General features: G+C 58.4%; 30 protein-coding genes and 2 pseudogenes. 7 read left to right on the top strand and 25 right to left on the bottom strand.

The annotated features are described in order from the left end of the window. Positions 1-42: 42 nt before the first annotated feature. The 4 genes from ACMZ66_RS13550 to ACMZ66_RS13535 form a co-directional block, all read right to left on the bottom strand. A complete protein-coding gene (locus ACMZ66_RS13550; protein ID WP_416937767.1) occupies positions 43-2,598 on the bottom strand; it encodes a S8 family peptidase in 2,556 nt (851 codons plus the stop codon). Positions 2,599-2,610: 12 nt separating this feature from the next. Then, the gene (locus tag ACMZ66_RS13545; protein WP_416937765.1) at positions 2,611-3,588 is read right to left on the bottom strand and encodes an AAA family ATPase; all 978 of its coding nucleotides are present in this window, start codon (positions 3,586-3,588) and stop codon (positions 2,611-2,613) included. Positions 3,589-3,818: 230 nt separating this feature from the next. Next, a complete protein-coding gene (locus ACMZ66_RS13540; protein WP_416937763.1) occupies positions 3,819-4,736 on the bottom strand; it encodes a DMT family transporter in 918 nt (305 codons plus the stop codon). 195 nt (positions 4,737-4,931) lie between these two features. Further along, entirely contained in the window at positions 4,932-5,123 is a 192-nt protein-coding gene (locus tag ACMZ66_RS13535; RefSeq protein WP_074647044.1) for a hypothetical protein, read from the bottom strand. Positions 5,124-5,294: 171 nt separating this feature from the next. Between ACMZ66_RS13535 and ACMZ66_RS13530 the strand changes: the two genes are divergently transcribed. After that, positions 5,295-5,450, top strand: coding sequence for a hypothetical protein (locus ACMZ66_RS13530; RefSeq protein ID WP_416937761.1), 156 nt, complete (start codon positions 5,295-5,297; stop codon positions 5,448-5,450). A gap of 79 nt (positions 5,451-5,529) precedes the next feature. On the opposite strand, the gene ACMZ66_RS13525 is transcribed toward ACMZ66_RS13530, so the two are convergent. The 11 genes and pseudogenes from ACMZ66_RS13525 to ACMZ66_RS13475 form a co-directional block, all read right to left on the bottom strand. Next, a complete protein-coding gene (locus ACMZ66_RS13525; protein WP_416937759.1) occupies positions 5,530-6,879 on the bottom strand; it encodes a hypothetical protein in 1,350 nt (449 codons plus the stop codon). Between the two features lie 78 nt (positions 6,880-6,957). Then, entirely contained in the window at positions 6,958-8,034 is a 1,077-nt protein-coding gene (locus tag ACMZ66_RS13520; RefSeq protein WP_074647040.1) for a type IV secretion system protein, read from the bottom strand. Positions 8,035-8,046: 12 nt separating this feature from the next. After that, positions 8,047-8,460 (bottom strand): hypothetical protein, encoded by a 414-nt coding sequence (locus tag ACMZ66_RS13515; protein ID WP_299373967.1) that lies wholly within the window; start codon positions 8,458-8,460, stop codon positions 8,047-8,049. Further along, a complete protein-coding gene (locus tag ACMZ66_RS13510; RefSeq protein WP_114276217.1) occupies positions 8,457-8,660 on the bottom strand; it encodes a hypothetical protein in 204 nt (67 codons plus the stop codon). The genes ACMZ66_RS13515 and ACMZ66_RS13510 overlap by 4 nt, the downstream gene beginning before the upstream one ends. After that, positions 8,657-9,643: an ATPase, T2SS/T4P/T4SS family gene (locus tag ACMZ66_RS13505; RefSeq protein WP_416937757.1), complete on the bottom strand. Its 987-nt coding sequence runs from the start codon at positions 9,641-9,643 to the stop codon at positions 8,657-8,659. Before ACMZ66_RS13505 ends, ACMZ66_RS13510 begins: the two co-directional genes overlap by 4 nt. A 4-nt stretch (positions 9,644-9,647) precedes the next feature. After that, entirely contained in the window at positions 9,648-11,027 is a 1,380-nt protein-coding gene (locus ACMZ66_RS13500) for a TrbI/VirB10 family protein (RefSeq protein ID WP_416937755.1), read from the bottom strand. Then, a complete protein-coding gene (locus tag ACMZ66_RS13495; protein WP_416937753.1) occupies positions 11,024-11,794 on the bottom strand; it encodes a TrbG/VirB9 family P-type conjugative transfer protein in 771 nt (256 codons plus the stop codon). The genes ACMZ66_RS13500 and ACMZ66_RS13495 overlap by 4 nt, the downstream gene beginning before the upstream one ends. After that, positions 11,721-12,374, bottom strand: a complete 654-nt coding sequence (locus ACMZ66_RS13490; protein WP_416937752.1) for a virB8 family protein — start codon at positions 12,372-12,374, stop codon at positions 11,721-11,723. The genes ACMZ66_RS13495 and ACMZ66_RS13490 overlap by 74 nt, the downstream gene beginning before the upstream one ends. A 17-nt stretch (positions 12,375-12,391) precedes the next feature. After that, positions 12,392-13,174 (bottom strand): type IV secretion system protein, encoded by a 783-nt coding sequence (locus tag ACMZ66_RS13485; protein WP_416937750.1) that lies wholly within the window; start codon positions 13,172-13,174, stop codon positions 12,392-12,394. 26 nt (positions 13,175-13,200) lie between these two features. Then, positions 13,201-13,380, bottom strand: a complete 180-nt coding sequence (locus ACMZ66_RS13480; RefSeq protein WP_416937883.1) for a hypothetical protein — start codon at positions 13,378-13,380, stop codon at positions 13,201-13,203. A gap of 236 nt (positions 13,381-13,616) precedes the next feature. Continuing rightward, positions 13,617-13,997, bottom strand: a pseudogene (locus ACMZ66_RS13475) (lytic transglycosylase domain-containing protein); the annotation flags it as partial. A gap of 111 nt (positions 13,998-14,108) precedes the next feature. Between ACMZ66_RS13475 and ACMZ66_RS13470 the strand changes: the two are divergent. Then, positions 14,109-14,300, top strand: a complete 192-nt coding sequence (locus tag ACMZ66_RS13470; protein WP_416937881.1) for a hypothetical protein — start codon at positions 14,109-14,111, stop codon at positions 14,298-14,300. A gap of 43 nt (positions 14,301-14,343) precedes the next feature. Here the strand turns inward: ACMZ66_RS13470 and ACMZ66_RS13465 are convergent, their stop codons facing one another. From ACMZ66_RS13465 to ACMZ66_RS13445, 5 genes are read right to left on the bottom strand one after another with little or no spacing between them, the layout of a single operon-like run. Next, positions 14,344-16,884, bottom strand: coding sequence for a hypothetical protein (locus tag ACMZ66_RS13465; RefSeq protein WP_416937748.1), 2,541 nt, complete (start codon positions 16,882-16,884; stop codon positions 14,344-14,346). Beyond that, positions 16,874-17,152 (bottom strand): type IV secretion system protein VirB3, encoded by a 279-nt coding sequence (locus tag ACMZ66_RS13460; RefSeq protein ID WP_040104433.1) that lies wholly within the window; start codon positions 17,150-17,152, stop codon positions 16,874-16,876. Before ACMZ66_RS13460 ends, ACMZ66_RS13465 begins: the two co-directional genes overlap by 11 nt. Beyond that, positions 17,145-17,438 carry a TrbC/VirB2 family protein gene (locus tag ACMZ66_RS13455; RefSeq protein WP_009503803.1) on the bottom strand — a complete coding sequence of 98 codons (294 nt, stop codon included), beginning with the start codon at positions 17,436-17,438 and terminating at the stop codon, positions 17,145-17,147. The genes ACMZ66_RS13460 and ACMZ66_RS13455 overlap by 8 nt, the downstream gene beginning before the upstream one ends. Next, a complete protein-coding gene (locus ACMZ66_RS13450) occupies positions 17,435-18,037 on the bottom strand; it encodes a lytic transglycosylase domain-containing protein (protein WP_416937745.1) in 603 nt (200 codons plus the stop codon). The genes ACMZ66_RS13455 and ACMZ66_RS13450 overlap by 4 nt, the downstream gene beginning before the upstream one ends. Positions 18,038-18,092: 55 nt before the next feature. Next, positions 18,093-18,458, bottom strand: a complete 366-nt coding sequence (locus ACMZ66_RS13445) for a hypothetical protein (RefSeq protein ID WP_416937743.1) — start codon at positions 18,456-18,458, stop codon at positions 18,093-18,095. A gap of 575 nt (positions 18,459-19,033) precedes the next feature. On the opposite strand from ACMZ66_RS13445, the gene ACMZ66_RS13440 reads away from it, so the two are divergent. After that, positions 19,034-19,291 (top strand): helix-turn-helix domain-containing protein, encoded by a 258-nt coding sequence (locus tag ACMZ66_RS13440; RefSeq protein WP_028284972.1) that lies wholly within the window; start codon positions 19,034-19,036, stop codon positions 19,289-19,291. 169 nt (positions 19,292-19,460) lie between these two features. After that, the gene (locus ACMZ66_RS13435) at positions 19,461-19,688 is read left to right on the top strand and encodes a hypothetical protein (RefSeq protein WP_416937742.1); all 228 of its coding nucleotides are present in this window, start codon (positions 19,461-19,463) and stop codon (positions 19,686-19,688) included. Between the two features lie 291 nt (positions 19,689-19,979). Here the strand turns inward: ACMZ66_RS13435 and ACMZ66_RS13430 are convergent, their stop codons facing one another. From ACMZ66_RS13430 to ACMZ66_RS13420, 3 genes are read right to left on the bottom strand one after another with little or no spacing between them, the layout of a single operon-like run. Then, complete coding sequence (locus ACMZ66_RS13430) at positions 19,980-20,510, bottom strand: hypothetical protein (protein WP_416937740.1); 531 nt, start codon at positions 20,508-20,510, stop codon at positions 19,980-19,982. Positions 20,511-20,512: 2 nt separating this feature from the next. Next, positions 20,513-21,841: an MmgE/PrpD family protein gene (locus tag ACMZ66_RS13425; RefSeq protein WP_416937739.1), complete on the bottom strand. Its 1,329-nt coding sequence runs from the start codon at positions 21,839-21,841 to the stop codon at positions 20,513-20,515. Then, positions 21,828-22,010: an aldehyde dehydrogenase family protein gene (locus ACMZ66_RS13420; protein ID WP_416937737.1), complete on the bottom strand. Its 183-nt coding sequence runs from the start codon at positions 22,008-22,010 to the stop codon at positions 21,828-21,830. Before ACMZ66_RS13420 ends, ACMZ66_RS13425 begins: the two co-directional genes overlap by 14 nt. Before the next feature lie 30 nt (positions 22,011-22,040). Between ACMZ66_RS13420 and ACMZ66_RS13415 the strand changes: the two are divergent. Continuing rightward, positions 22,041-22,310 (top strand): annotated as a pseudogene (locus ACMZ66_RS13415) (integrase core domain-containing protein); the annotation flags it as partial. Positions 22,311-22,537: 227 nt separating this feature from the next. On the opposite strand, the gene ACMZ66_RS13410 reads toward ACMZ66_RS13415, so the two are convergent. Further along, positions 22,538-22,804, bottom strand: a complete 267-nt coding sequence (locus ACMZ66_RS13410) for a MarR family winged helix-turn-helix transcriptional regulator (RefSeq protein WP_416937735.1) — start codon at positions 22,802-22,804, stop codon at positions 22,538-22,540. Positions 22,805-22,809: 5 nt separating this feature from the next. Next, on the bottom strand, positions 22,810-23,013 hold the full coding sequence (locus tag ACMZ66_RS13405) for a hypothetical protein (RefSeq protein WP_416937734.1): 204 nt from the start codon (positions 23,011-23,013) through the stop codon (positions 22,810-22,812). A 116-nt stretch (positions 23,014-23,129) separates the two neighbouring features. Between ACMZ66_RS13405 and panB the strand changes: the two genes are divergently transcribed. Both panB and ACMZ66_RS13395 read left to right on the top strand, forming a co-directional pair. Continuing rightward, a complete protein-coding gene (gene panB / locus ACMZ66_RS13400; protein ID WP_416937732.1) occupies positions 23,130-23,999 on the top strand; it encodes a 3-methyl-2-oxobutanoate hydroxymethyltransferase in 870 nt (289 codons plus the stop codon). Next, entirely contained in the window at positions 23,989-25,074 is a 1,086-nt protein-coding gene (locus ACMZ66_RS13395) for a Rieske 2Fe-2S domain-containing protein (protein ID WP_416937730.1), read from the top strand. The genes panB and ACMZ66_RS13395 overlap by 11 nt, the downstream gene beginning before the upstream one ends. The last annotated feature ends 16 nt before the right edge of the window (positions 25,075-25,090 follow it).

Here is a 25,090-nt window from a genome sequence, read left to right as displayed (position 1 = left end):
GCCGCAAAAAGAAAGTGGTATGGCAAATTCTATCAAAATCCTTCAGTTTTTAATCTCAACATCAACGGGAACTGCGATCTGGTTCGAAATCTCAGTATAAAGATCGGTTTCAACATCGGTCCGCAAGGTGAGAACCAAAGCATATCGGACGCGTCGTTCAAAGCGAGCCAAAGCGGGCTTTTCTCGCCACCAGCCACCAACCGGATGGATTGCTAAGCCGTTAAGACTGGCCAAGTCAGAGGCATACCCCTGCCAAATGTCACTGTGCAGCGAACCTCGGTCGCGTAGACGTTGGCCAAGTAGCCAACCATCACCGCCTCCGCCACTGATGGCATCATCTTCCTCACGGGCCGCAGCATTGATCCGCTTTCTGAACCGTTCATTGCTTTCTTCGGGTCGCTTAAAGGCAAACCTCAATCCGTGGCTAGGATAGCTATGGCGCTTATTCCAGCCCCGCTCCCCAGGATTGGGTTCGATGAAATAGCTCAGTGTCACTCGCAATTCGACTGAAGTGTTTTCCAGTTCAGTGAGTTTCGCAACTGGCCAAGGCAACTGATGGAAAACCATTTCGTTGGTTTTGATGCCGCCAGCTTCTTTCACGAAAGGTGTGATTTCACGCTGGATCACAAGGGAAACGTCGTTGTCCACGCTGGACATAGCACGTGCCAAGCTAGGCACCCCAAAGCCGTAGCGCCGTGTGAGGATGCGCATTTCTGCCTTTGACGGCTTCTCTGGAGCATGCCCGCGCATGCGCGGGGTCCAATCGGCGGATTGCACGATTAGAGCACGAACCGTTTCAGGCCAAAGGCCAGATTTTGCCGCCATAATCTGGGCCGCCATGCGGGATGCATTGGCGGTTGCAGCACTTGTGTCGAATGATGTTGTGAATGCCGCTTCTTCCGGACGTCTGAAAGTCGTCAAAAGTCCGAGGTCATCCACCTTCATTGTGTGACCTGTTGCTGGTTCAACTGCATGATTGCCGCCCTCGAAAACGACGTCTGGCTTTAGGGGCCAATCATGAGACCACGTGAGGGAGGTACGACTTGCCGGGGATAGATCCCCTGCCGCAGGAACAGCTTGCCAACCAGCAAGCGCTGGCTCGGTGATGTTCAGCTTTTCCGTGGACGCACCAACCGTTAAGACATTCCAAGCCTGAGCGGGGTTTTCTATGGCCGCACTATCATTTTGGTCCATGTACTCATTGGCAGGGTAGGCATTGTGGATATTGCCCGCCGACACCGCAATGAAGCGTTGGGTTTCACCTTCTCCATAGGCCAGTTCATCCAAGCGCGCAGACCAAGACGAAGGTCGCCCAGTCAGATATGTGTCTGAGCTTGTGACTGCCAAACAAAACGCACGATCTCGAAGCGGCGCTTGTATCTCAGGCAAACTGACTGCTGACGCCGTGATGTGCCCATATAGCTCAGGATCGTTTGCACCAAAGTCGGGCAAGATTTTGACTGATTCAAGCCGATGGGTCAGCTCGACTTCGCCTTGGCCGTATATATGATCCGTCAGATCGCCATAGAGCGCCAGGCCACTCATCTGAGTTCCGTGTCCACCCCATCCGTTTGCACTGACATCTTCGACAGACGGGTCAAACTGCCAGTGCTGTTGGTCTGCGACGTTCAGGGCGGGGCGGATCAAGGGGTGGCGATGGGTAGTGCCACTATCAAGGATACAGACGGCAGGCGCATCATCATCGGGAGGCGTGATCCGTGCGAGAAAATCGTCAGCCCATTCATGTTGTTCAGACCCTTCCATCAGCACAAACGGGGACGGGGTGTCTTTGGCAAGGCGCAATTCTGCAATGGCGTCTGTGTTGACTAAGATGCGTGCAAGTTGCCGCGCAGTTCCTCGTGCAAGCAAAACATCACGTTCTGCAAACCTGATGACACTTTCGCGGCTTGTCATACCAACGGCTTCTACGGCGTGGGAAAACACCGCCTGACGTTCATTGCGCAACCAAACTTCCCACCACACTTCTGTGTCCGGATCTGGGTAGGTTGCGGGGGCGTCTGTGAAAATAGACCGCACTTGTGCTAGCCGCGCAGCCTCAACTGATGCAATAAGCGCATTGTTTTTCGGGCGGCGTGATTTTTGGATGCGGTCGCCGTTTGCATCAAGCTTGAATGCGCCCTGATCGTCTTTTTCGTAAGTGTAGTTATCCTTTTCAGGATCGGAAAAATCATCAATCCGTTTAGAATAGTGATCGCTCTTTGCGTCTGGAACAAACAAGGTTGCTGTGATCTTTGTCGGATCAGCCTCGGAAGGGCGCACAGTGAGGAGTTCAATCTGTGATTTACCTTGCCGTGCTTCAAGTTTTTCGACGATGGCTGGATTAGAGGCGTTCACGTCAATCTCAAGATAAAACCCAGGTGTGCCTGCAGAAATGCCTGGTTCACGCGCTGCCCGTTGCATCTCGGCAGCCGCGAGCGCGGCATTAAATGATGCCTGCAAATCAATTGCGTGATTTGCTCGGTTGCGATCGGGTGTCTTACCACCGCCGCCACCAGTGCTAGGTGATGTGAAACGTTCGGTATTGCCCTGATTTGGAAGATAAAAATGACCCTTTGGGTCGGGTCGGGTGTCGGCCACTAATACTGCCCTTTATGTTCTCGGGGAATGCTGGCGATCTAAAACTGCAGCTTGAATGTCTGCCAAGGTGATTGAAAATCGGTCATCTAAAACCGAGCGCTTTGCAGCTTCATCAGCGATCCGGCTGAGGTCAGCCTGACTGAGGCTTCCAGTAGCTTCGACAGCCTTATCCCAGTCGATACCTTTCGTTTCGAATGTTGCAAGGCGGCGCTTTAGGATACCTTTTGCAATGTCGGGCGTCGGCATAGCATATTCGATAACGTCATCAAATCGCCTGAACAGTGCAGGGTCTAAGAGTTCCGGGTGATTTGTTGCTGCAATTATTAGTCCATCGCTGTCATCATTCTCCAGCAATTGCAAAAATGAATTCAGAACACGCCGAATTTCACCCACATCGTTGGTATCGGATCGTCGCGATCCGATTGCGTCAAATTCGTCAAAAAAGTAAACACCATCGGTTTGCCGCATTGCTTCGAATAGAAGTCGCAGCTTCGACGCAGTTTCACCCATAAAGCGAGTTATAAGGCTCTCAAAAACCACTGTGAATAACGGTAGCTTCAGCTCGCCAGCAAGTGCCGAAGCAGTCATTGTCTTTCCGGCTCCCGGAGGACCGATCAAGAGAATTTTGCGGCGTGGTGTGAGCCCATGTTCAGCAAGACGGTGCCGTTGACGGTGCTCGACGGTTATCCGCTTGAGTCGCTCCGCAAGTGTGTCTGTTAGGACCATGGCGGAAAGCCTCGTGTCAGAATAGCTCACTGACACTAGTTCGCCGAGATCGCCTCGTGGCTGGGCAAGAGGCACTGGGCGCGCCGGCTTCTTATTCTTCTGTGTACGCGCCTTTTCAACAACGTCCCTAAGTTCCGTTGCTAACTTGTTATGCCCCTTTCTCGCTTCGCTTGCGGCAACCTGAAGTGCAACGGACAAGAATTGTTCGTTGTCATCGTCTATGTGGCTACGCAAAAGCGCGAGGATCTGTTTTGAGGTGGTCATTTTGTCAACTTGAATGGAATACACCGGCTTTCAGGTGCCGGATTTGGTGTTGAGCGTCATCCTAGAGCAACATGATTCAGCAAGCAAACTTGTTATGTTCAGGTTGAACGCTGGGGATGCGCCAACTTTTGTCGCTCATGCTACACGATGTGCGAACGTCTGGTTTGGCTAAGCTGCGATGCAGCGCGAGGCTGACTCACGAAAGGCAACTCTGGGCCGTGGTTGCCATTCTAAGGTGCGGTTATGGGCGGTGGTTTTCTTCGCTTGCCCGACAGTGCATTGGCCGCAATCGCCGCGAGCAGAACTGTACCACCAATCAGGGTGTTTACGGACGCGGTTTCTCCGAGAAACAGCCAGACCCAGAGTGGGCCGAGTAGCACTTCGGCCAGTGACAGCAGGGCAAGCTCTGCTGCGGGAAGGCTGCGCGAGCCCAGCGTGTAGAGGATCAGACCAGCGCCGACCTGAAACACGCCCATGCCCATGGCGATGCCGCCGTCAGTGGGGCTTAGCACCAGCGAGTGCCCGAGGGTAAGGCAGATTGCAATGGTGATGACGATCGCAAAGAGGCCCGACAGGAACACCGCGGGCAGCATTTCCCCTGTGCGTCCCCACCGCAACGCCACGGTGAAGACAGCAAAACCGAATGCCGATCCAAGCGCGGCAAGGCTGCCTTTCAGGGCGACGCCTCCGGACTTGTCGGCGACCATGATCCCGATCCCGCCGATTGCGACGGCGATCGCTATCCAGGTTGCGGCGCGGACGGGTTCTCGCAACACGATCCATCCGAGTACTGCAGCCATAAACGGTGCTGTCGCGAACAAAAGCATGGCATTCGCGACCGAGGTGTTCTGGATCGCGTAGATCCCGCCAGAATAGGCCGCGACGAGCGACAGCCCTGCAACAACAGCCGGAAAACCGATGCGGCGGATCTGAACAAAGGGGCTTTCGCCTGACCGCACCCTGATGAGCAGGTACAAGAACAGTGACATGCTGATCGACCGGTAAAGTAGAATTTGCCACACAACAGCATCTTCGATCAGGCGAATGCCAAGGCCGACGGTCGACCACAAGACCCCCGCTGCAAAGACGAAGAGCACACCGTACTTGTGGGCATCCGCATTGGAAGGGGCTGGCGCAATGGATGTCATGTCGACCTAATCTAGGAATTCACTTCGCTCAGGTTAATGTCTTAGCCAGAGCTTTGATCACTCATTAGCGACACCGGTACAGGGTGCTGCACACATTCATTCCAAACCAAGATCGCTGCATGTTTCACGAATGACTGTTATGGCGACGCGGAATTGCAGCTCTTGAAGTACGGACGAAAATTCGGCAACGGGCCGTCATTTCCCTCGCCAGCGATGAATTGTTTTTGCAAGATCAGGACCTGCGCTCCATCCCCAAGCAGCACCAATAGCCGTAAAGACAAGTACACCTGCAATCGCACCAAAGATTCCGCCGACAATGCCAGTTCCAGTACCTACAATGAAGCCGATAGCTCCGCCAACGAGGCTACCCAATACTCTTGTTTTCATTCTATCCTCGCAATTTTCTGCAACTTAGCGACCATGTCCGCAGTCTGGAACCCGCATTACAGCAAATGATCAGCGTTAAACGGCAGTTCAGGACCGTTTCAGGCACATGTCGCTATCGTCATCGCCCCAAAATTTCTGTGGCATTCGCATGAGTTTACCGACGGACCCTAAATGAACCCGACAGAAATCGCAGACGCCCTGGAAAAAATCGCTACTCGTCAAGACGACGGCGGCGAGTTTCCGTTTGCGTTCGCCGCGGCCAAGCGGTTCAGCTCATTCAAGAACGCAGGTTGCATGAGTACAGGTACGACAGCCAACGCCAGTTGATCGTCAAGGTGGAGCCGGGCGCTTAGGCGTGCTTTTCTATTGAAACAGGTTCGTTCGGAGTAGGGCGCGTGATCCGAGCTCAGAAGAAGGTGACCTCCCGCAGACCTTGAAACGCACCTTCTTTGAACGCGCCAGCTTTATGCAGCCGAGGGAAATCCGGGAGCCTGTCTACCTCGACTAACGGAAGCAAAATGTCAGCGCTGAACCATGGCATTTTCGCGCACCGGCTTTCATCATACATCTTCGAAAGTGCCCTTCCGACCGCATAAGCGCCGGCCAAGTCAATTTTGGAAACGCGTGTTCGATTTATAGGAAGCAGGCTCCCAGTTGTCGATTTACCGCCGACATTGAAATAGATCAGGTCATGGCCCCACCCGAGGCGTATGATATGTGTCCGGTCGGACCGTTGGATTGAAACTCTCGGAAATAGGTCCCTGACCCAAACCTTATGTTCATCGCACCAGTCGAGGGCTTCCTTCAACATCGCTACGCCGCCTAGGTCTGTCTTCCAGATCGGACATAAGTGCTGAAACCCGGCGAATTTGACCCGCTTGTCACTTCTGATGTCGTTAGGAATGAAAGCGCCTTTGCGTGTGACCTTTGGAGACCACATTTGTTCTTCGAGCGTGGCCGCGTCCTCTAAACCTATGTGCATGTCATCAATCACAACTTTGGTTTTTGCAGAAATGGCTCTGTGTTGGGCTTCAATCAAAGTAATGGGCGGTAGCGGTTTGCTCGGGTGTTGGTCGAGAATTGAGGGCGCGTTGGGTCGAACGATATCGTCAGGAACATCCACTGGTCTGTCTGTTTTCACGTCGTGGTCGACCAGCCAACGGTACGGTGCGCCAAGGTCCCTAGGATCATCATTCATAAGCGAAAGATGTGGCAGACCCTTTTTCAGGAACGCCATGATTTCGCGCGTATCCTGACGTTCCGCTCCCATGAGCCGCCCTTGAAAGGTTTGCCGATCTGAATTGCTTTGGCGGGCTTTCAGTGCGTTTTCGATGCGCTCACGTTCGATATCGCTCAGCCGGCGTCGTAGATACGCGATAGAAACATCGACGTCACCGTAGTCGTCTCGCTCCTCAAGCGCGCTGCCGAATAGCTTCAAGGTGATGCGCTGCAGGCGATCGGGATCGCCGTTGGTGACCTTAGCCCGGGCGAGAAGTTCAGAAATGATGGTCTGAACCTTATCGCGCCCGATACGCTTTCGCTTGGGTTCCAGTGCGAGGCGAGTCCCATTCGGCGTTAGCTGCCAATAAAACAAATTGTCAAAGATGTCGGCAGGCTCCAAGTACCCAGCCTCGGCCATCTGGCGCAAGATGAGGTCAGCATGATGGGCATCGCAATCCAGGGTCCGTATTGCCTCTTCAAGCCCGACAGATCTTCCATTGATTGCTGAGCGCAGGACTGCTTGGACCAGCTCCAATGGTACCGTTTTTACTGGCGAATGCTTATGGGACCCTCGCTCATTCATTGTTCAACGGCGTCGCAGAAAAAAACCTCATCAACGCCTCCCCAACCTTCCCAAACGAGCCAGCTGCGCCATCATTTGCGATCCGGTTCCGGTGGGTGGACTGCCCCCTGCAGGTGTCACATTTGCCATTCCCGGCCGTTGCGGCATTTGTTGGGCACCAAAGAACTGCCGTGCTCTGAGTGCTGCATATTCGGCTCCACTGGCACCACCAACAAGATACCGATTATAAGCCTGCTGATTGCCCATCGCAGCGCGCGCAAAGCTGTAGCTTCCTGCCAAGCCCCCAGACAGCGCTGGCATCATAATGTTCCCTGAGATCGCGCGAACGATGAACGGCGTGGCGATGATGAAGCCCTTGGCCATGAGGACCATCATGAAGAAGGGGATGAGCGCGCCTATATTTGAGGCCCCTTCCGGGTCGCCGAGTTCACCAATGAGGGCGGATGATACACCTGTGATTGTTGCGAATACGCCTGCCACGACGATTGGGTAGAGCGCAAAGGAGACCAGTGCTGACAGCCAGCGCGCGAAGTAATCCTTGGTCACTTCGAAAAGGGTGAGGAAGATCATCACGGGTGCGATGCCAATGAGCAGCGCGATCATCAAACGCGACGCGACCAAGATAAATGCAGCGAGCCCTCCCAAGATCGACAACATCAACACGCCAACAATGTCGAGCATCGCGCCGGCCATCCAGTTGAGCTCAGACCCGGCCGCGTTAAGGTATTCTCCAAGCTCGGCGATGAGCCGGTCAAATTCTTCTGCAAATGTCCCCGATGGACCTGGAACGCCACCACCGACGGAGGCGACCAGCGCGCCCGCAATACTGTCGATCCCCGCGAGGATTGCGGACGAGAGTGCGTTAAACTGCACCCAATTGGTTGCAAATATCCCGATGAGACCAATCTTGACCGCAAGCCAGAATGCCGTTCGCCCGTCCATCGCTTTGTACTGATAGATCATGTTCAGGAAAACGAGGATCACCACCAGCGTTGTTCCAAGAACGAGAAGCGTTCCCACCGTGGCAGCAACAGACCCGAACTGTGTCTCGGCGGCGGTGTTGAGATAGCCTTGGGAGGTTTCAACGAAGTAGGTGACAACGCTCATTTCAGAGTTCCCCTACCACTTACCCACTGCTTCGCAGATCGCTTGAGCTTCTGGTCGAAGATCACTTGCGCGGCGGTTGTAACTGTCTGACGCTTGCAGCATTTCTGAACGGTTCGCATTGGCGTGGTTTTCTTGGAAGGTGACTTCGGCGTTATCCCATGCTGGGAAGCGAAGACCGCAGTCGCAGGATCCGGTCTCAACGATCCGCTCCATGTTCTGTGCCCGGTAGATGTCCTGGACCAAGACACGCTGGTAGGCGTCTCGAAGGGCGATGTTCTGCATCCAGTCAGGTTCGCTCGGGCGTTCGGGGCAGACATCTGGAATGCTCTCAAGACTGGGGATGAGATTGCGCTCCGCCATTAGGGGCGATGCCATCAAGCCCAAACCGACTGACAGCAACAAGAAATGCGCTGCACCACGCTTCATCGGTTGTCTCCAAAATCGGCACCGTCGGAGGTTTCACGCTTCAGAAAAGCCGTGTGCCCGATATTGGCAAACTCCGACGAACTGATTGAGACCACCTCCCAGCCGATCTGGCCCTTCGCATTCAATGCCGCCTGCATCTCGATCAGACTGTTCTTACGGTCCATCGGGAAGGAGAGGATTTCATATTCAAAGGTCTTCATGCAGCTTCTCCAATCTGTTTCATGCCGGGGAGGTAGAATTCGGTGATGCCGCGTTTGCCGTCATGCCGGCCGGCCTGGATGATCACGTCGATGGAGTTCTCGATGTACTGGATCATGTCGGCATAGGTCATCGGGATCTCGGTCTTGAGCGCGGCGATCGCGAGCCGCTGGACGGCCAGTTGCGGGGTTTCGGCATGCAGCGTGGTCATGGACCCGCCATGGCCGGTGTTGATAGCTTCCAGAAAGGTCATGGCCTCCTTGCCACGCACCTCGCCCAGGATGATCCGGTCGGGGCGCATGCGCAGCGTGGCGGTGAGAAGCACATCGGCGGTCTGGAACTCTGCGTCGCGATTGGCGATGAGGGTCACGGCATTGGGCTGGGTCGGCAGAAGCTCGGCCGCTTCCTCGATGGTGACGATGCGTTCCTCGGCCGGTACGTGAGAGAGGATCTTGCGCGCGGCGACGGTCTTGCCGGTGGAGGTGCCACCCGAGACGATCATGTTGAGTTTGTTCTCGACGCAGAAGGCCAGCGCATCATCGATCAAACCCGCGGCCACCACTGCGCGCAAGGCACTTTTCTTTTCCACGCGCAGGTCTTCGAGCTTTCGCTCCTTTCCGTAGAGAAAATCGAGCGCAATGCCCTCGAGTGGCAGGCTTGAGAAGAACCGCAGGCTGATCGACATGGCCGAGAGCACTGCGGGCGGGGTGATGACCTGTGCGCGGATCGGGCGCCCCTTATAGGTGATCGAGACCGAGACGATGGGGCGGTCCCTGCTCATCGTGGTATTGGCCGAGGAGGCGATCTGGTTGCCGAGGTCCCTGACCTGAACGCCCGTCAGCCTCTGGTCCAGCGGGCGCATGAAGTGATCGCCCTGGAATTCGCCCCAGCAGGTCCCGTCTGGATTGATGCAAATCTCGATGACATCGTCGCGGGCGGCGGCGTCGATCCGGTCGAGCGAGGTTTCAAGATAGCTCAGCGACATGGGCTCAGAATATCTCCAGATCGCGGTCGACCATGACAGTGACGCGCGCGCCCTGGTCGACATAGATGACGGGGCCGATGGAGAGGTAATCGCCTATGACGCTGTCCGTGGCATCGGCCAGATCATCGCCAACGTCTTCGAGAGCGTCGGCGGCAGTCTCATCTTGAACCTCGGAGGCGGCGGCACTGGGTGCTGCGGAGATCAGCGAGATCAGGGCGGCCGACCCGAAACGCTCGGCAAAGCGCGTGTCCACGAAACCTGTGACACCGGAACGGCCCAGTTGATCGCCCCCGAACGAGCTGATCTGGACGGTCTGGCCCGCGGGCAGGATGATCCGGTCCCAGGCGATCGTCACGCGGCGCTGCGCGATATCGACGCCAGCGCGGTAGCGCCCGATGAGACGGGATCCGCGGGGGATCAAGAGGCGCGCGCCATCGACGCTGTAGACATCCTCGGACACCACGGCACGGGTTTGGCCGGGCAGGGAGCTGTCGAGGGCAGTTTCCATGACGGCCTGGATCATGGTGCCCTGGATGACGGTGTTGGAGGGATTGGCGATCACCTCGGCCTGCGTCACGGTAGAGGGCAGCGCCCCGTTCAGCACGAAATCCGTCACCTCGCCAAAAGTGCGTTCGGTCAGAGCCGTTTCATTCGCTCCGGAGGCACCGCCAAAAGCGATGGTGGGAGAGGCGATGCGCCGCTCCTGGAAGGCGCGTTCCTCCGCGGCGCGGCGCTCCAGCTCGGCCATGCGCCGGGCTTCTTCCTCGCGGCGCAGTCGCTCTTCTTCGCGCGCGCGCAGCTCATCTTCCGTGGGGCCCACTGGCGCGGGTTGCGGTCGGCTGGCCTCGAGTTGGGCCAGTTCCAGATCCATGCGGAGTTGCTCAAGGCTGCGATCCCGCGCCGTCAGTTCGTCCTGAAATCGTTGCTGTGCGGCTTCAGAGGCGGCTTGCAGCGCCGCGATCTGAGCGGTCAGCGCGTCGATCGCCTCTGCGGCGGCGGTGTCTTCCTCGACAACTGGTTCAGAGGCGTTGCGCAACTCCTCGATCTGGGCCTGCAGGGCGGTGATCTGCGCCAGAAGCTCGGCATTGGGCTCGACGGGGTCTGGTCCGACGAACACAACTTCGGGCTCGGGCGGGGGCAAGGTCTCGATAGCGCCAAAGCCATCCCCCTCGTTTTGGAAGATGTCCGGGGTGGCCGTCGGCAAGGCCTCCTCTTCGTCGGGCTGTGAGAGGAGATAGAGCAGGGCACCACCTGCGCCGATGACGAGGACCACGATCAGCGCGAGAAAGGGCGACCGGCGCTGCGCCGCTGTGGGGGCGCGGGCACTGCCTTTTTCAAGGGCGGCGAGGCGCCTTTCCAGCTCGGTGTTCTCGGTATCGCTCATGAGGCGGCCTCCGCGGGCGGGATCGCCTCGATGCAGACCACCTCTTCGCCAAGTCGCAGGACCCATTGGCGGTTTACGCCGCTGACGCGGATCACGCCGTCTTCAGGAGTTTGCGTGTTGACCGTGCGCTCGCGGCCGCCCGCGTAGCGGAAGATCGCGGGCACAGGCGCGTTTCTTGGAAACGCGAAATACGTGAACGTCCCGTCATCCCAGATGCGCGTTGGCGTGAACTCGGTCCGCGCGCTGGCGCCGTAATTGTAGTTCGGCGCTTGGGCGGCGATGGCCCGGGTCGGGCGCGCATCGTCCTCCGGATAGCGGAACTGCACCACGTAGAAGGTTGGGCTGCGGACCTCCTGGACGTTGAAGTAGTAGCTCCGGCGGTTCGTATAGACTGTCACATTGGTATGCACCCCGCGCGCCACAGGCTTGATCGCGAAGGCCTGACCGCCCGGGACGCCGTCGATCTCGAAGCCCTCGGTGTCGCCCGCGATGATTGAGCGGATGCTTTCGCCCTCGCCGAACTCGATGGTGGTCACATGGGTGAGCGACACGCTGAGACGGTAGACCTGACCCTCCTGGTAGGTGGCCAGCGCACCCGGCTGTCGTTGGGACCGCCACGCGGGATGGCTTCGGCAGAGGCGAGGCCGGGCAACAGGGCAATGACAAAAATAAGCGATCTTATAAACAACAACGTCAGTTCTCCAATCTGTCGGAGCGGATGGAATATTCGAGGACGGTGAAGCCGAAGGGATTGGTCCAGACCTCATCGATGGAGCGGCGGGTCTCCGGGCGGAACTCGAAGAGAAGCGTGGCGGTGAAGAGGCCGGTCTGGACGCCGTTGATGGAGGTCAGGCGCTTGCGCAGGCGCACCGTGGCGCGGTTGGTGCCGATCCGGTTGATGCTGAGGATTTCCACGTCGAGCCGCGCATTGGGGCCATAGACCGTCGGCGGGTAGTTCTCGTTGGCGCTGTTCCAGATCTGGCGCAGCCCGCTCTCGGCAGCTCCGTCCGAGCGGCGCAGGACGCTGCGGATGCGCAGATCGTTGTCGAGCTGGTTATAGACCTCCCGGTCGGTCACATAGCGGAACACCTCCGCCTCGATGATCGCCTGGTTGGCGGTCACCGAGGAGGCACCCACCGAGGCTTCGGGGAGTGCAAAGCCGGTGGCGGGATCATAGGGGACAACGACGGGGGGCGGGTCGACATCGAGGATCGAGACAGCCGCGGCACTCAGACAGCCGATGATGCCGAAGACAAGGCCCATCAGGCCAAGGCGTTGCCAGAGCCGTTCGCGGCGCAGGGCACCGTAGACCAGTTCTTCCTCGATGATTTCTTGTTCAGTCGCCACCCGTCATGCCCCCACGATCAGTCTGCCCGGAGGTCCGGTAGCGTGAAATCCATGAAGCGCTGCTCTTCGGCGATGGTGGCGGCATCGATCACGCCGCCGGTGCCATCGCCCACCGTTTGAATCGCTTCCAGCTGCCACATTGCCACGAGGGCGATGGCCAATTCAGCTGTCACGCGCGTGTTGAGATCGACGCTTTGCTTGAGCTCTTCCATGTCGTCGATGAGCCCGACAAGGCGGTCGACCCGCTCGAGCGATTGGCCGGCATCCTCATAGCTGTTCTGGGCCGCCGCCGAGACAAGGGCACCGGTGGTGGCCTGCGTTGCCACGCGGTTGGCCCCGGGATTGCCGCTCGTGGCCATTTCCGAGAGGGTGTCATCGTCAAAGCCGAGATCGGCCAGCACCCGATCCATCTGGGTTTCGATTTCGCCTGCGCCGGAGCCCGAGAGGCCCGAGAAATCCCCAGTCTTGATCGCCTCAATCGTGGCGAGGATGTCCCCGAACTCTTGGTCGAGCAGACCGTTCAACTCGTCTTCCATTTCCGTCCGGATGATTTCTGGAAGCTCGGCAAGGCGGGTGAGAGCCTCGTAGGTTCTTTGCAGCTCCGCGAGTTGGTCCGTGAGTGTGGCAAGCTGTTCGCGGAGCTGCGTCAGCTGCTCGTTTTGCAGAATCTCGTCCTCGATCATCTGCCGGAGCTGCTGGATGTTTTGCGCGATGTTCTGGGTATCGACGACGGGCACGCCTTGCGCTGCGGCAGGGGAGAGGGCTGCCAGATGCAGGCCAATTCCAAGCGTTGTGGCCAAGGCCGCTCTCAGAAACTTCCGTCTCATCATTCAATCTCCCTGATCGTAAAATCCATGAACGCGCCTTCGGCCATGCGGGCGCTGGCCTGGGCCAGCTCTTCGGCGGAGAGCACGCGGGTGCGGGCGGCCTGAAGCCGGATGCGGGCGGCCACGAGACGCACGAGTTCGGCGCGGGCATAGGTGTTGAGCGCGACGCTCTCCTGCACGTCCTCGGTCTCGGAAATCCGTTCGACGATATCCGCAATACGCAGGGCGGCTTGCCTGATCGCGGCGGGTGAGTTGCTGCCATAAAAGGCTGCGCCATGCCCGTGAGCGAGAGGTTGGCATTGGCCAGAAGCGCCGGGTCGATCGTGCCAAGCGCATCGATCCCGCCGATACGGCTCAGATAGAGATTGTAGCGCTCCGGGATGACCTGGACGTAGTGCTGGGTCTCTCGGAAGGGGGGCACGCCGCCATACTCGAAAACCCGGCCGGGTCCGGCGTTATAGGCCGCAAGGGCGTTGATGATATTGCCATCGAAGGTGTTGAGCTGGGTCGCGAGATAGCGCGCGCCGCCATGCACCTGCAGGTAGGGGCTGTCATAGTATTCCGGGTTGATGCCGAGATCGCTGGCGGTGCCGGGCATGATCTGGGTGAGACCATAGGCGCCGACGGGTGAGCGGGCGCCAATCGTGAACCGGCTTTCCTGCCAGATCAGCGCTTGCAGCAATGCGCGCCATTGGACGGGGGAGAGCCCTGCGCGGCCAACACCGGCAAAGCCGCTGGTCTCCTGGGCCACGCGGATGATGAGCTGCTCGATGTTCTCGGCGGCGTCCCCGAACATCTGCGCACCGCCGGGATTGGGGTCGATGTCGGCATTGCCATAGACCGCTTCGACTGACCGGGCTGGATCGCCACTGCCGCCCTCCAGCCCCGAGACCATGGCCGGCAGTCCTTGACCGCCGAAGCTGGTCTGGGCATCGAGGATGCGTTGCAGGGTTTCCAGCTGCTCCCGTTCGATCTCGGCAATGAGTTCGCGCACTGCAAGCTTGTCCGCCTGAACGGCCAAGTCGGCCTCGCGATCGCCGGTCTCGACGATGTCACGCGCGGTCAGCCCACTGTCATTGGTCGGCACGCCTTGGGATAAGGCGGCGCCGGGCAGCAGGCAAAGGGCCAGGATATGAGGCAGGCTAGACTTCAATGTCGCCCTCCGGTGCGCCAAGGGGCGTGAAGGTGCAATCAGGCGCGACAGGTGCCGTTGACGCGAGGAATGTGAAGCAGTTCGCCTGCGGCTCCCGGTACTGGGTGCAGGAGGCCAGCGCGCCGAGCGCGGTGATAAGAAACAGGGTACGGATCATGAAAGCCTCCAGAAGTCCGGGCGGTCGCGGTAATCGGCACCGACAAGCGCTTCGCCCTTTCTCCATGCCGCCGAGGATGGTGAGATTGGGCCCAAGAGCACTGAGATCGGCATCGACCACGATCGAGCCCTGATCGTCGCGGATCAGCGCCAAACGGCTGTTGCTGCCCGTGTTGAGAAGGACGTCGAGCTCCTTCTCCGTGAGGTTCAGCATGGCGTAATCCGCAGGCTGCGCGCGGATATTGGGCAGCAGGATCTGCGTCGGCACCGCCTCGATGATGGTCTTGCCGGTCCGGGTGCGCTCGAGCTGGCTTGCGTATTGCGTCATCATCACCGCGACGGTGTTCTGCTTGCGCGCGGTCACCAGCCAGTTCGACAGCCGCTCGGCGAAATACGCGTTGTCGAGGGCCTTCCAGGCCTCGTCGATCACGATGATGGTGGGGCGGCGATCCTCGATCTCGCGTTCGACCCGGCGGAAAAGATAGGACAGGACCGCCATCCGTTCCTTGTCGGCCTCGCTGTCGAGAATGCCGGTCAGATCGAAGCCCACCACATCGCCCTTGAGCGAGAACGTGTCCTCGAGGCTCTGCCCGAAGATCCAGCCATAGCGGCCGTCTTCGGTCCACTCGAGCAGGCGCTGGTGCAGATCGCCGCCATCATCGGTGGACACAAAAAGCGATGCGAAATCCCGCCAGTTCCGCAGGGCCGGGTTTGTGGCCTGCGCGTTCTGGCGCACGACTTCCTGGATGCGGTTGGTCTGAGCCGGTGTCAGCGGCTTGTCAGCTCGGTAGAGCAGGGTGGCAAGCCAGTCCGAGAGCCAGGCGGTGCCGCGGGCATCGGTCTCGGTCCAGAGCGGGTTGAGGCCCGTGGGTTGTCCGGCTTTCAAAGACGCGTAGCGCCCGCCATTGGCGCGGACCGCCATCTCCATACCGAGACGGTAATCGAAGACGAAGATCCGCGCCCCTGCTCGACGGGCCTGGGTCATCAGGAAGGCCGACAGCACCGATTTGCCCGACCCGGGCCGCCCCATGATCAGGGTATGCCCGCTGGTCGGTTCTTTGTCGGGCGAGCCTTGCTCGTGATAGGAAAACCGGTAGGCGCTCTGCTCCGGCGTGGGCAAACATGTCACGACCCGGCCCCAGGGGGTAAGTGCTGCAGGTTTGCCGAGCTGTGTCCGGTGGAAGGCCGCAAAATCCGCGAAGTTGCGGTTGGTGACGGCGCTGGCGCGGACGCGCTTGGGCTGGTTGCCGGGGTGCTGGCTGAGGTAATGCGCCTTGGCCGCGACCCGCTCGCCGATCATCTTCACGCCTTCGGTCGCGGCGGCGTTCACGATCTCGGCGCTGAGCGTCTGCAGCTCATCCAGCGTGTCGCAAAAGAGCGTCACGACCATGTGGTGCTCGCCAAAGCTCTGGCGCTTGGCCTCAAGATCATCGGCGGCGATGTCGAGGGCTTCCATCAGCGAAAGGGCCGCATCCTGGCTGGCCTGCATCTGCCGCTTTTGCCGCTTGATGCGGCCCGCCATGAGGTTCGAATTGATCGGCGTGAAGGACTGCGTGACGATCATGTCGACTGGCAGGTTCAGCATGTCGAACATGGTGCAGGAGGTGCCTTCAGAATATTCCCCGATGGTGAAGCTCTTGCCGTAGCGATGGCCTACGACGCCTTCGGAAAGCTCGAAATGGTCGCCCTGAAACGTCACGCGGGTATTGGCGACGTTGAAGGACAGAAAGCCATAGGTGTTTGCCGGATAAAGCGGCAGCTCGGTGCCCGTGTTGAGCGCCCCCAAAAACCCCACCAATTCCCCCGATGCGGCTGATAGGAGCCGCGGTTTGAGGTCGGTGAGGCCGGACAGGAAGACGTTCACGGCCTCGCCCAGGCGCTGTAGGCGTTTGCGCGTCTCCTCCTTCAGCCGGTCCGGCGCGCTGCGGCCGAGATGCGGCAGGAGGCTCTTCGGGGGCGGGCGGTGAATGACGGTGAGCGTCAGCGTCTTGTCGCGGAGCCCGCTGGTCTCGAGTTTCGCGCGCCAGCGCCGGTCCACCTCGCCCGCGAAGCTGTCCTCACGGATCGGGTCCAGCTCCGGTTTGATGGCCTTGGAGACCTTGTGGACGTAATAGCTGAATTCCGGCCCAAGCTGCGCGATGATGCGGGCAAAAAGCGCTGTCACCTTGTCGAGATAGGCATCGTCCGTCGTGTAGCTGTTGATCCCCTCGAGCCGGATGCAGCGGAAGAGCTCGTTCACCCGGGTCCGCACGGTCTGGTCGTCAACGAGGCTCACATAGGGAAGCATATGCGCGAGGCGGGTCTCGCGCGCATACCAGTCCGGCGTCATTGTGCGGGCATCGAGCGCAGCGTCACGGGCGTCATCACGGGGCATAGCTGTCCCCGCCATGGATGGACCTGTTGCGCGTGGGCGGTGTCTCCTGCAGGGCCGTCATCATCACATCTATGAAACGCGGGTCCCAATCCGCGGCCTTCCACAGCACCGGATAGAGCAGGGCGGCGAAACCCAGCACCGCGATATGCTGGACCCAGACGAAGAGAAGCACCGAGCCGAAGAGCCAGACCATCGCATACATGATGGGCAGGCCCAGGAGCTTCGGCGGGCGCACGAGGCCGAGAAAGAGAGGCGCGCGCTCAGCCACCGGCAAAGACCGCGGCAACGATGGTGGGGGCGGCCGCGACACCGGCGATGCCCACGAGGACCCAAAGCGCCTGGCGCAGGTCGATGATGTTGAAGAACCAGCTCAAGAAAACGCCGAGGACCGCGAGTGTGGCGATGACCACACCAAGAGGTCCGGTCAGCGCATCGACAATGCCCTGCAACAAGCTCTGGATCGGGGAGAGATCGATGCTCTGTGCAAGGGCGGGCTCGGCAATGAGCAGGAATAGCGCCAGCGAGGCGACAAAGAGGTTTGAAATCTGTTTCATGAATTTGATCCTTCCAATCGGGCCACGACAGCCATGACGCGGGCCACGTGGTTCTGGGTTTCTCGGTAAGGGGGAATGCCACCGTGTTGGCGCACGGCGTCCGGCCCCGCGTTGTAGGCCGCCAGCGCCAGGCGCGGATCGCCGAACGTCTCCAGCATCATCGCGAGGTAGCGGGCGGAGCCGTCGAGGTTCTGCAGCGGATCACGCGGGTCGACGCCCAGATCACGCGCCGTCGCTGGCATCAATTGACCAAGGCCAATGGCACCTGCACTTGAAATCGCATCCTGCCGGTAGCCGCTCTCAACCTCGATATTGGCTCGATAGAGAGCCAGCCAATCCGTCACGGAAAGCCCCGCGCGACGCAGGCCGGGATGGCCGGTATAGCGCAAGGCCGTGGTCTGAATCCCGGAGAGGACATCGGCGCGGGGCAGGGGAGGCGGGCGGGCAAGGGCCGCGACTTGGACGGCCTCTTGCTCGGCCTCTACCTCGCCGAAGATCGCGATCCCATCGGAGGCCGAACCCTGACCGATGCCGTCATTGTAGTTTCGAGCAAAGCTGCTTTGGGAGCGGGACGGGGTTAGAGAGCCGTCGCTATCCATGACCAGGACCATCTGTGCGGAGGCAGGTGCTGCGACCAGCCAGAGACAGACGAGGTTAGTTACGAGTGCCCTTGTCCGATGGCGCAAGTTTGTGCGTACGGCTTGTACCCGCCTCAAGGGGCAGGTCGACATGCGCAAAGCCAAGGCCAATAAAGAATGACACCACGCCAGAGATCGTCTTGAACTCACGGATCTTGATATCGTTGTAGGTCGTCCGCGTGCGGGCCGTGACCAGGAGCTTCTCGACGCCCTCGTCAGAGACGGCACGCATGATCCAGACCCCATAGTAACTGGGGCCTTTCTTATGTGCCGACTCCTGGCACAGGATTTCAGCGCTATAGCCGCTTTCCACGAGTTCGCGGAAACGTGCTTCCGTAACCACATTTGGTGCTTCGATGTCCCAGTTCATGGCCCGGCTCACGCTTTCTCCAAAAACGCAACACCCGGGCATTCCTACTTGAAGCCTAGAGTTACGATAGTATACTATCAACCGCAAGATGTAATATCGTGCTTTAGCTGTAGTTTGGTCACGCAAACACTAGTCACGGCCAGTGTCTGCGATCAAGGAGATAACAGGTTTGAGAAACCCAAGGTTGACATGCCTGCTCCCATTGCAAGCTGTGGCCCTTCTGATCTGCGCTCCCGGGCCGGTTTTGGCGGAATCCTGCTTTGCGCCATCCCGTCCTTTCCTGCCAAGCGATTCGCAGGCCGCGCGGGACTATGCGGATATCATCCGCGGGGACTTCGAAGATTACATTCAGGATATCCAGAGCTACTTCCGGTGCCTCGACGGCGAACGCGCCCGCGCGTTCGAGGAAGCGAGGGAGGTCAGTGAGGACTACGGCCGATTTCTGCAATTGGTAGGGGATTGATGGGCAGCTTCGGGAGCATCAGACTTGCAGCCCATGGAAACCAGACGCCGATAACACCCTCAAATATCTACTTTTTAGATAACAGATTTCATCCGCTAGCGACGTCACAAAAGGTATGTGACGCGTGGCAAAAACAATCAGAACAAATGGCCAGTTGGCGCTCGTCCGTGCGTTGGTTGATGCACGTCAGAATGCGGGTCTCAGCCAGCAGCAGTTGGCGGCGAAGCTCAAACGCCACCAGTCGTTTGTCGCACGTCTCGAAAGCGGCGAGCGTCGTATCGACGTCGTGGAGTTTACAGTTCTGGCGAGGGTCATTGGCTTTGATAAAGATGAAGTCCTGTCGATTGTCGAAGCCGCCACGGAGCCCGACCACAGGATTTGAAGCCAATGAATTGTTGAGAGAACCGGAGCCCATTTTCCCGGTCTGATGAACACTCCCTCATCTAGAACCAGTTAACCAACATCAACGAAGCCCGGCGCGCGGTCGTAGTGAACGCTCTGCAACCCCACGCCGCAATTCGCAGCGCCACAGTGCAGGAAGTCAGTAAACAGTGAACGATGATAACGGTGAAGGCGTCGCGATCGCCAATCTGATCGGGACCGATGGGAACAGCATTGTTGGTTGGGTTTATCGCTGGAGTACAGGCTCACATGCGGTGATGTGGGACGTCCAAGGGCCCCAGCCGGTATCGGAAACCCGGCCGGATATAAGTGACAAACAGAAGCAAGAAATCGACTTCGATGCACTCATGCGGATTAGAAAAAGTGACAGTGGATAGGCTTCTCAGGCAGCCGCCAGTTCATATTGATGGAAAGGGTCTGCGAGCGTACCGGTCATTGGAGCAGATGGCAGCGAAGGTGTCAAATGAGCCCGACCCGGTCATTGTCGTTATGTGCTGCGCGCGCTCGCAGCGTAAAAAAATGCGGCACGAGCGAAAAAATCATTGCCGCCCTGCAGCGAAAGAACCTGCCGTTCAGGGATTTGATAGGATCAGGACCAATGATTGCAAGCGTTCAAAACCTCGCCAAATGATTGCATCATGCTGCTAACTCACCGGGAGCCAGTTCAATCAGCGAGTCATCCGCTGATAGTTCTCATCCGAAAAGGGCAGCTTTTCACCCTTGTCGGTGTCGAATAGCGAGCGGTCGATTTGCGTCAACGCGCCCAGATAGACATGGATGCCCATGCAGGGCGTCTTACTTGCGCAACCGACGGCGTGGATCGCGCTGGGGCCGATTTGCAGGACATTACCGGCACTCAGCACAACTTCGCTGCTTTTGCGGATGCCACCCGTCTCTGGATCAGCCTCGTAGAAATCATTCCGCTCGGCCCCGCGGTAGACGCCAATTGTTGCCAGCATCTGATGATCATGCGCCGGGACGGTATGTCCGGGCATGAACCGGCAATGCCAGATTGAGACGGTCTCATCCTCGTGCAGGATCACATCATTCTCTTCGAAAGCTGGCATTGCAGCCTGCATGGCTTCGGGGTCGGCCACGGCCTGTTCCAGCAACGCTTTGACGGTAACGCGGGGATTTTCACCAGTGGCGGCGGTGCGCAGATTGGTCACAAGATCGTCGAGGTTGAAAGCATTTGCCATGATCAGGTCCTTCGGTTGAGGGCGGCCTTCAATTGGGCTGGGGTTGGATGCGGGCCACTTAAAAGTGCGGCTAAGGTCACGGCAGCGTCTGCGGGCAGGACGTCCGCTACGTAGGCTTTGCATTTTGCGAGTAATTCGTCGTCGCTAAGCGGCGCGTCGAAGTTGCCCCGCGCATCTGTCGGGCCAGAGGTAAGGCTGCGTCCGTCCCTTGTGTCGATAGTCACGGTGGCGAGACGTTGCGCGGGAAATATTGCTGTCAGTTTCGGGTCCTCAGTCAGGGTGATCCGGTCGACAAGGCCCCAGACTTCTGGCGTATCATAGGTCTCCGGCAGAATGTGTGCGGGCAGGATCGTGCCTTTGCGCATGGCCACGGCTAGGCAAAGCGGCAGGCTGTATTGCGCCTGATCGCCGTCGGCGGGGCGCATGGTCGCCAGTCTGGTGGCCGCAGCGAAGGTCGAGACGGTGACAGAGGCGATCTCGGCCACCGCAATTTCATGCGTCCGCATCAGGCCAAGTGCTGCCTCAATCGGCGGGTGGGCCCAGCGGCAGACGGGATAGGCTTTGAAATTGGTCTCAAGGATGCGCCAGTGCTGCCCAAGGTCCTGCCAGTATTCCGGTGCGTCGTTGCAGATCGAGGCGGGCGCGCCGGTGAACCCGTCCTCGGCCAGATCGAGCGCCGATGCCGCGGTCAGCGCACCCCAGGAGGTGCTGTCCTTGACCATCGACGGGTGGTCGATGCAGCGCATCATCGGTGCGCGGGGGGCGTAGTATTCGGCGATGCCGAGCGCATGGCGCGTCATTTCAGCGTTCAACCCACGCATCCGGGCACCCATGGCGGCGGCACCTACGGCGTTCCACGCGCCCGACGAATGATAATCGGCAGCGGTGTCATGCAGCGACAACCCGGCACGGATCGCGATTTCCTCGCCGACGATCAGGTGCGCCAGCATTTGGTCCAATGTGCAGTCAGTCTCAGGGCCAAGTTCGGCAAGCAGCACCGGCACCAAGGCGGCGCTGGCATGACCCTTGCAAAGTTGGTGCCCGTCGTGTCCGTCCAGCGCATCGGTGCTACAGGCCCCCGCGAACGCAAACCCGACGGGGTTCACGCGCCGCCCGTCAAACGGCATTGGCAAATCGCCCGGATAGCGTTTCGCCGCATGATCGCAGGCGATGCGGGCCGGTGCGCTGCGGCTGCCGCCCGCCCAGACCGCCAGCGAGTCCATCAGGCAGCGGCGGGCCATGTGCATCGCCTCGGGCGGGATGTCGTCGGGCGTCAGGCCATGGATGAACCCGGTGACCGGATCGAATGCGGGGGCTTCAGTAGGGCGCATCCACATCTCCCATTTCGACGAAGACCGATTTTGTCTGAGTATAGTGGTCTATCGCCGCCAGTCCATTTTCGCGCCCGATGCCGGAGGATTTCACCCCGCCGAAGGGCATTTCAACCGGTGTGAGGTTGTAGTTGTTGATCCAGATCGTGCCCGCCTGCAAACCCGCCACCACGCGATGCGCGCGCTGGATGTCGCGGGTGTCCGGGGCTGGATCGAGGCAGTAGGCGCGCGAACAGCGTTTATCGAGCCGGGCAGCCCTTGGGAGAACGGTTATGTCGAGAGCTTCAACGCCCGGTTCAGAGATGAACTGCTGAACAGGGAGGTCTTCTACTCGCTGAGAGAAGCACAGATCGTCATCGAAAACTGGCGCAAACACTACAATACAAAACGCCCTCACAGCGCCTTGGGATACCGGCCTCCAGCCCCGGAAACCATCGTGCCAATAGACCAGCGGCCGATTATGCACTAACAATCAAACCGGACCAATCAGAGCAGGCTAGGCACCACCACGCAGCACAAAGATCGGCCATTCGTTGAGCGCGCAGCAAATCTCAGACGGTCAATTTACAGATCACTAGAAGCCGCTCTTGGGGCGAATGACGAATTCAGTTGGGAGATTCTACTGGTGTATGCTTGGGGACTTACAACAAGTTGATATTTTCAGAAAGAAAATGCCGCCTGAGTACGATTTCCCATTTACCGCGCCAAACCTGCTGCATGCAGCGCCAATTTTCGCAATATCTCGCGTAAATGCTCCCGCTCGCCATGCGTGAGGATGTCAAACATCTCAGCCTCCCTCATCACAAGGTATTTCGAAATTTTCTCGTGCATTTGGCGGCCGGCAGGGGTGATAGTCAGCTTTGCCTGACGACCATCGTCTGGATCGGGAATACGCTCTAAAAAGCCCTCTTTCTGCATGCGGTGCACAGCGCGTGAAATCGAGTTTCTGGGTCGGCGGGTCATGCGTGCTACGTCTTGCGCAGTAAGCTCCTGATAGTGAGCCAAGCACAAATCAGATGGTATTCAGCACGCACCAATCCAAAATCGCGGCGCACGTCTTCGTAGGTCGGAATTACAATTGCATTAGCGAGATAGGAGACTTTGTACGCATCTGGGAACTCCACTGTCTCGAAAATATCCGTGAGCTCCTCCCCACGTGTCTTCTTGTTCATACTTACAACCTCATAATTCCACGAACTTGGCGCAGCTTTCTTCTAAGTTGATAGCACTTGTCAGATGGATACGAAACATCTACATCCTGTTCCAAATAGAACAACTTTGGTGATTCATGTCCGACAGGAAAAAGCTCACTTTGCCGGATTTAAGGGCCAAGAAGGCTGAAGGCGCGCAACTCTCCATGGTTGCTGTGGGCGAAGCCATGTCAGCGGCCTGGGCCGAGCGCGCAGGCGTGGACATCATTGGCGTCGGGGACAGCCTGGGCATGACCTTGCATGGCCATGAGAACACTCTCGCTATCACCGTTGATCAGATGATTATGCATTGCCAGGCTGTAAGGCGCAGTGCGCCCAACACTTTTACCATCATGTCTATGCCCTATGGGTCCTATGCAACGCCCGATGTGGCGGTTTCAAACGCACTCAAAATGATGAAAGAAAGTGGCGCTGACGCTTTGAAATTGCAGATGGGCAAAGAAGGCGTACCGGTCATTCGTGCAGTTGCAGATGCAGGCGTGCCGATCATGAGCCACGTCGGATTGTTGCCGCACAAAGTCCATTTGATGGGCGGTTTCAAAATGCAGGGAAGAACCGCTGAAGCAGCGCTGGAGATCGTTGAGAACGCCAAGGCAATCGAAGCCGCGGGAGCGATCGGCCTTGAAATTGAAGCCATGCCATATGTCGTGGGCAAAGCTGTCGACGAAGCAGTGTCAATTTTCACTTTTTCGATTGGCGCCGGTGCAGCGGGCACCTGCCAGCTTCTGAATGGCTACGATCTGCTCGGCGCATTCGACAGCTTCAAGCCCAAATTTGCCAAACGCTACGCAAACATGGCCGAGATCGCAACGAACGCCTTTGCGGATTTCACCGATGAGGTGCGAAGCGGCACATTCCCTGACGACGAACACAGTTACCAGATGAAACAGGAAGAGATTGAGCGCTTTGAAGCGCTGCTGAAAGGGAGGACAATTCATGAAGGATGAAGTCAAACATCCCAATGGTCAACGCATTCCCAACGGGATGCTGGAGGATAACTACCCCCGAAATATGTGGTGGGTTGCCGCTTATTCGGAAGAGGTAACCACGAAACCGATCACGCGGTGGCTTTTGGAAACCCCGTTGGTCCTCTATCGTTCGGAGGACGGCACGCCCGCAGCGCTTTATGATCGTTGCCCGCATAGATGGGCACCTTTGTCCGAGGGGCATGTCGCCGGTGACAAGATAGTCTGCCCGTATCACGGGATGGAATTCAATTCAGGCGGGCACTGCACCAAAGCTCCTACTCAAACGATGATGCCAAAGACGGCACAAATTCCTTCATATCCCGTGCGCGAGGCCGGGGCGTTCATTTGGATATGGATGGGTGATCCAGAGGCGATCGAAGATGGGCCACCCGATGTCACCTACCAAACCGATCCAGGTTGGAGTTTCCTCACTGGCTATATGGAGGTTGCGGCTAATTGGGTGCTGATCCGCGAAAACGTCATGGATTTGACCCATATTGCCTTCCTGCACAAGAACACGTTCAAACAAGACGACTGGATCACTGCGCCCGATACTTACATGGAAGGCGAGACAGTCTGCTACGAACAGGAATTTGATCTCGCGCCTCTTTCGCCCCTTTTCTGCGCGGGCATGGGTTTACCTGAAGACAAGCCAATCAAGCGCGTACAAAAGGGGCGGATGCCATCTCTGGCGATTTCTTTCTCAGATTGGAACGTACATGACCCTAATCCTGAGGAGGGCGCTCGGTCCGATTTCATTATGCGGGGATGCCATATCGTAACCCCGTCCACCCGTGGTCATACGCATTATTGGTGGGGGGCGGCATTTGACGTGCCCGAAATTAGCGACGATGTCGCCGAGAAAACCAAAACGAGCGTTGTCGCAGCATTCGACGAAGACAAGGACCTGCTTCAGAAACTCCAGGCGAACGTAGCCGCCGACCCGCGCGGACTCGATTTTCTTGAGGTAACGCTTGGGGCTGACGGTGCTGGTGTGAAAGTACGTCAAATCCTCAACAAAAAGCTGAAGGCCGAAGGGCGTGCTCTGAGCTAGCCATCGCCATTCTGTG

Origin of the sequence: Thalassospira sp., from assembly GCF_048059015.1 — a bacterium.
Taxonomy (GTDB): domain Bacteria; phylum Pseudomonadota; class Alphaproteobacteria; order Rhodospirillales; family Thalassospiraceae; genus Thalassospira.
The sequence above is the reverse complement of the archived record's forward strand: the minus strand, read 5'-3'. Positions and strand labels throughout refer to the sequence as shown.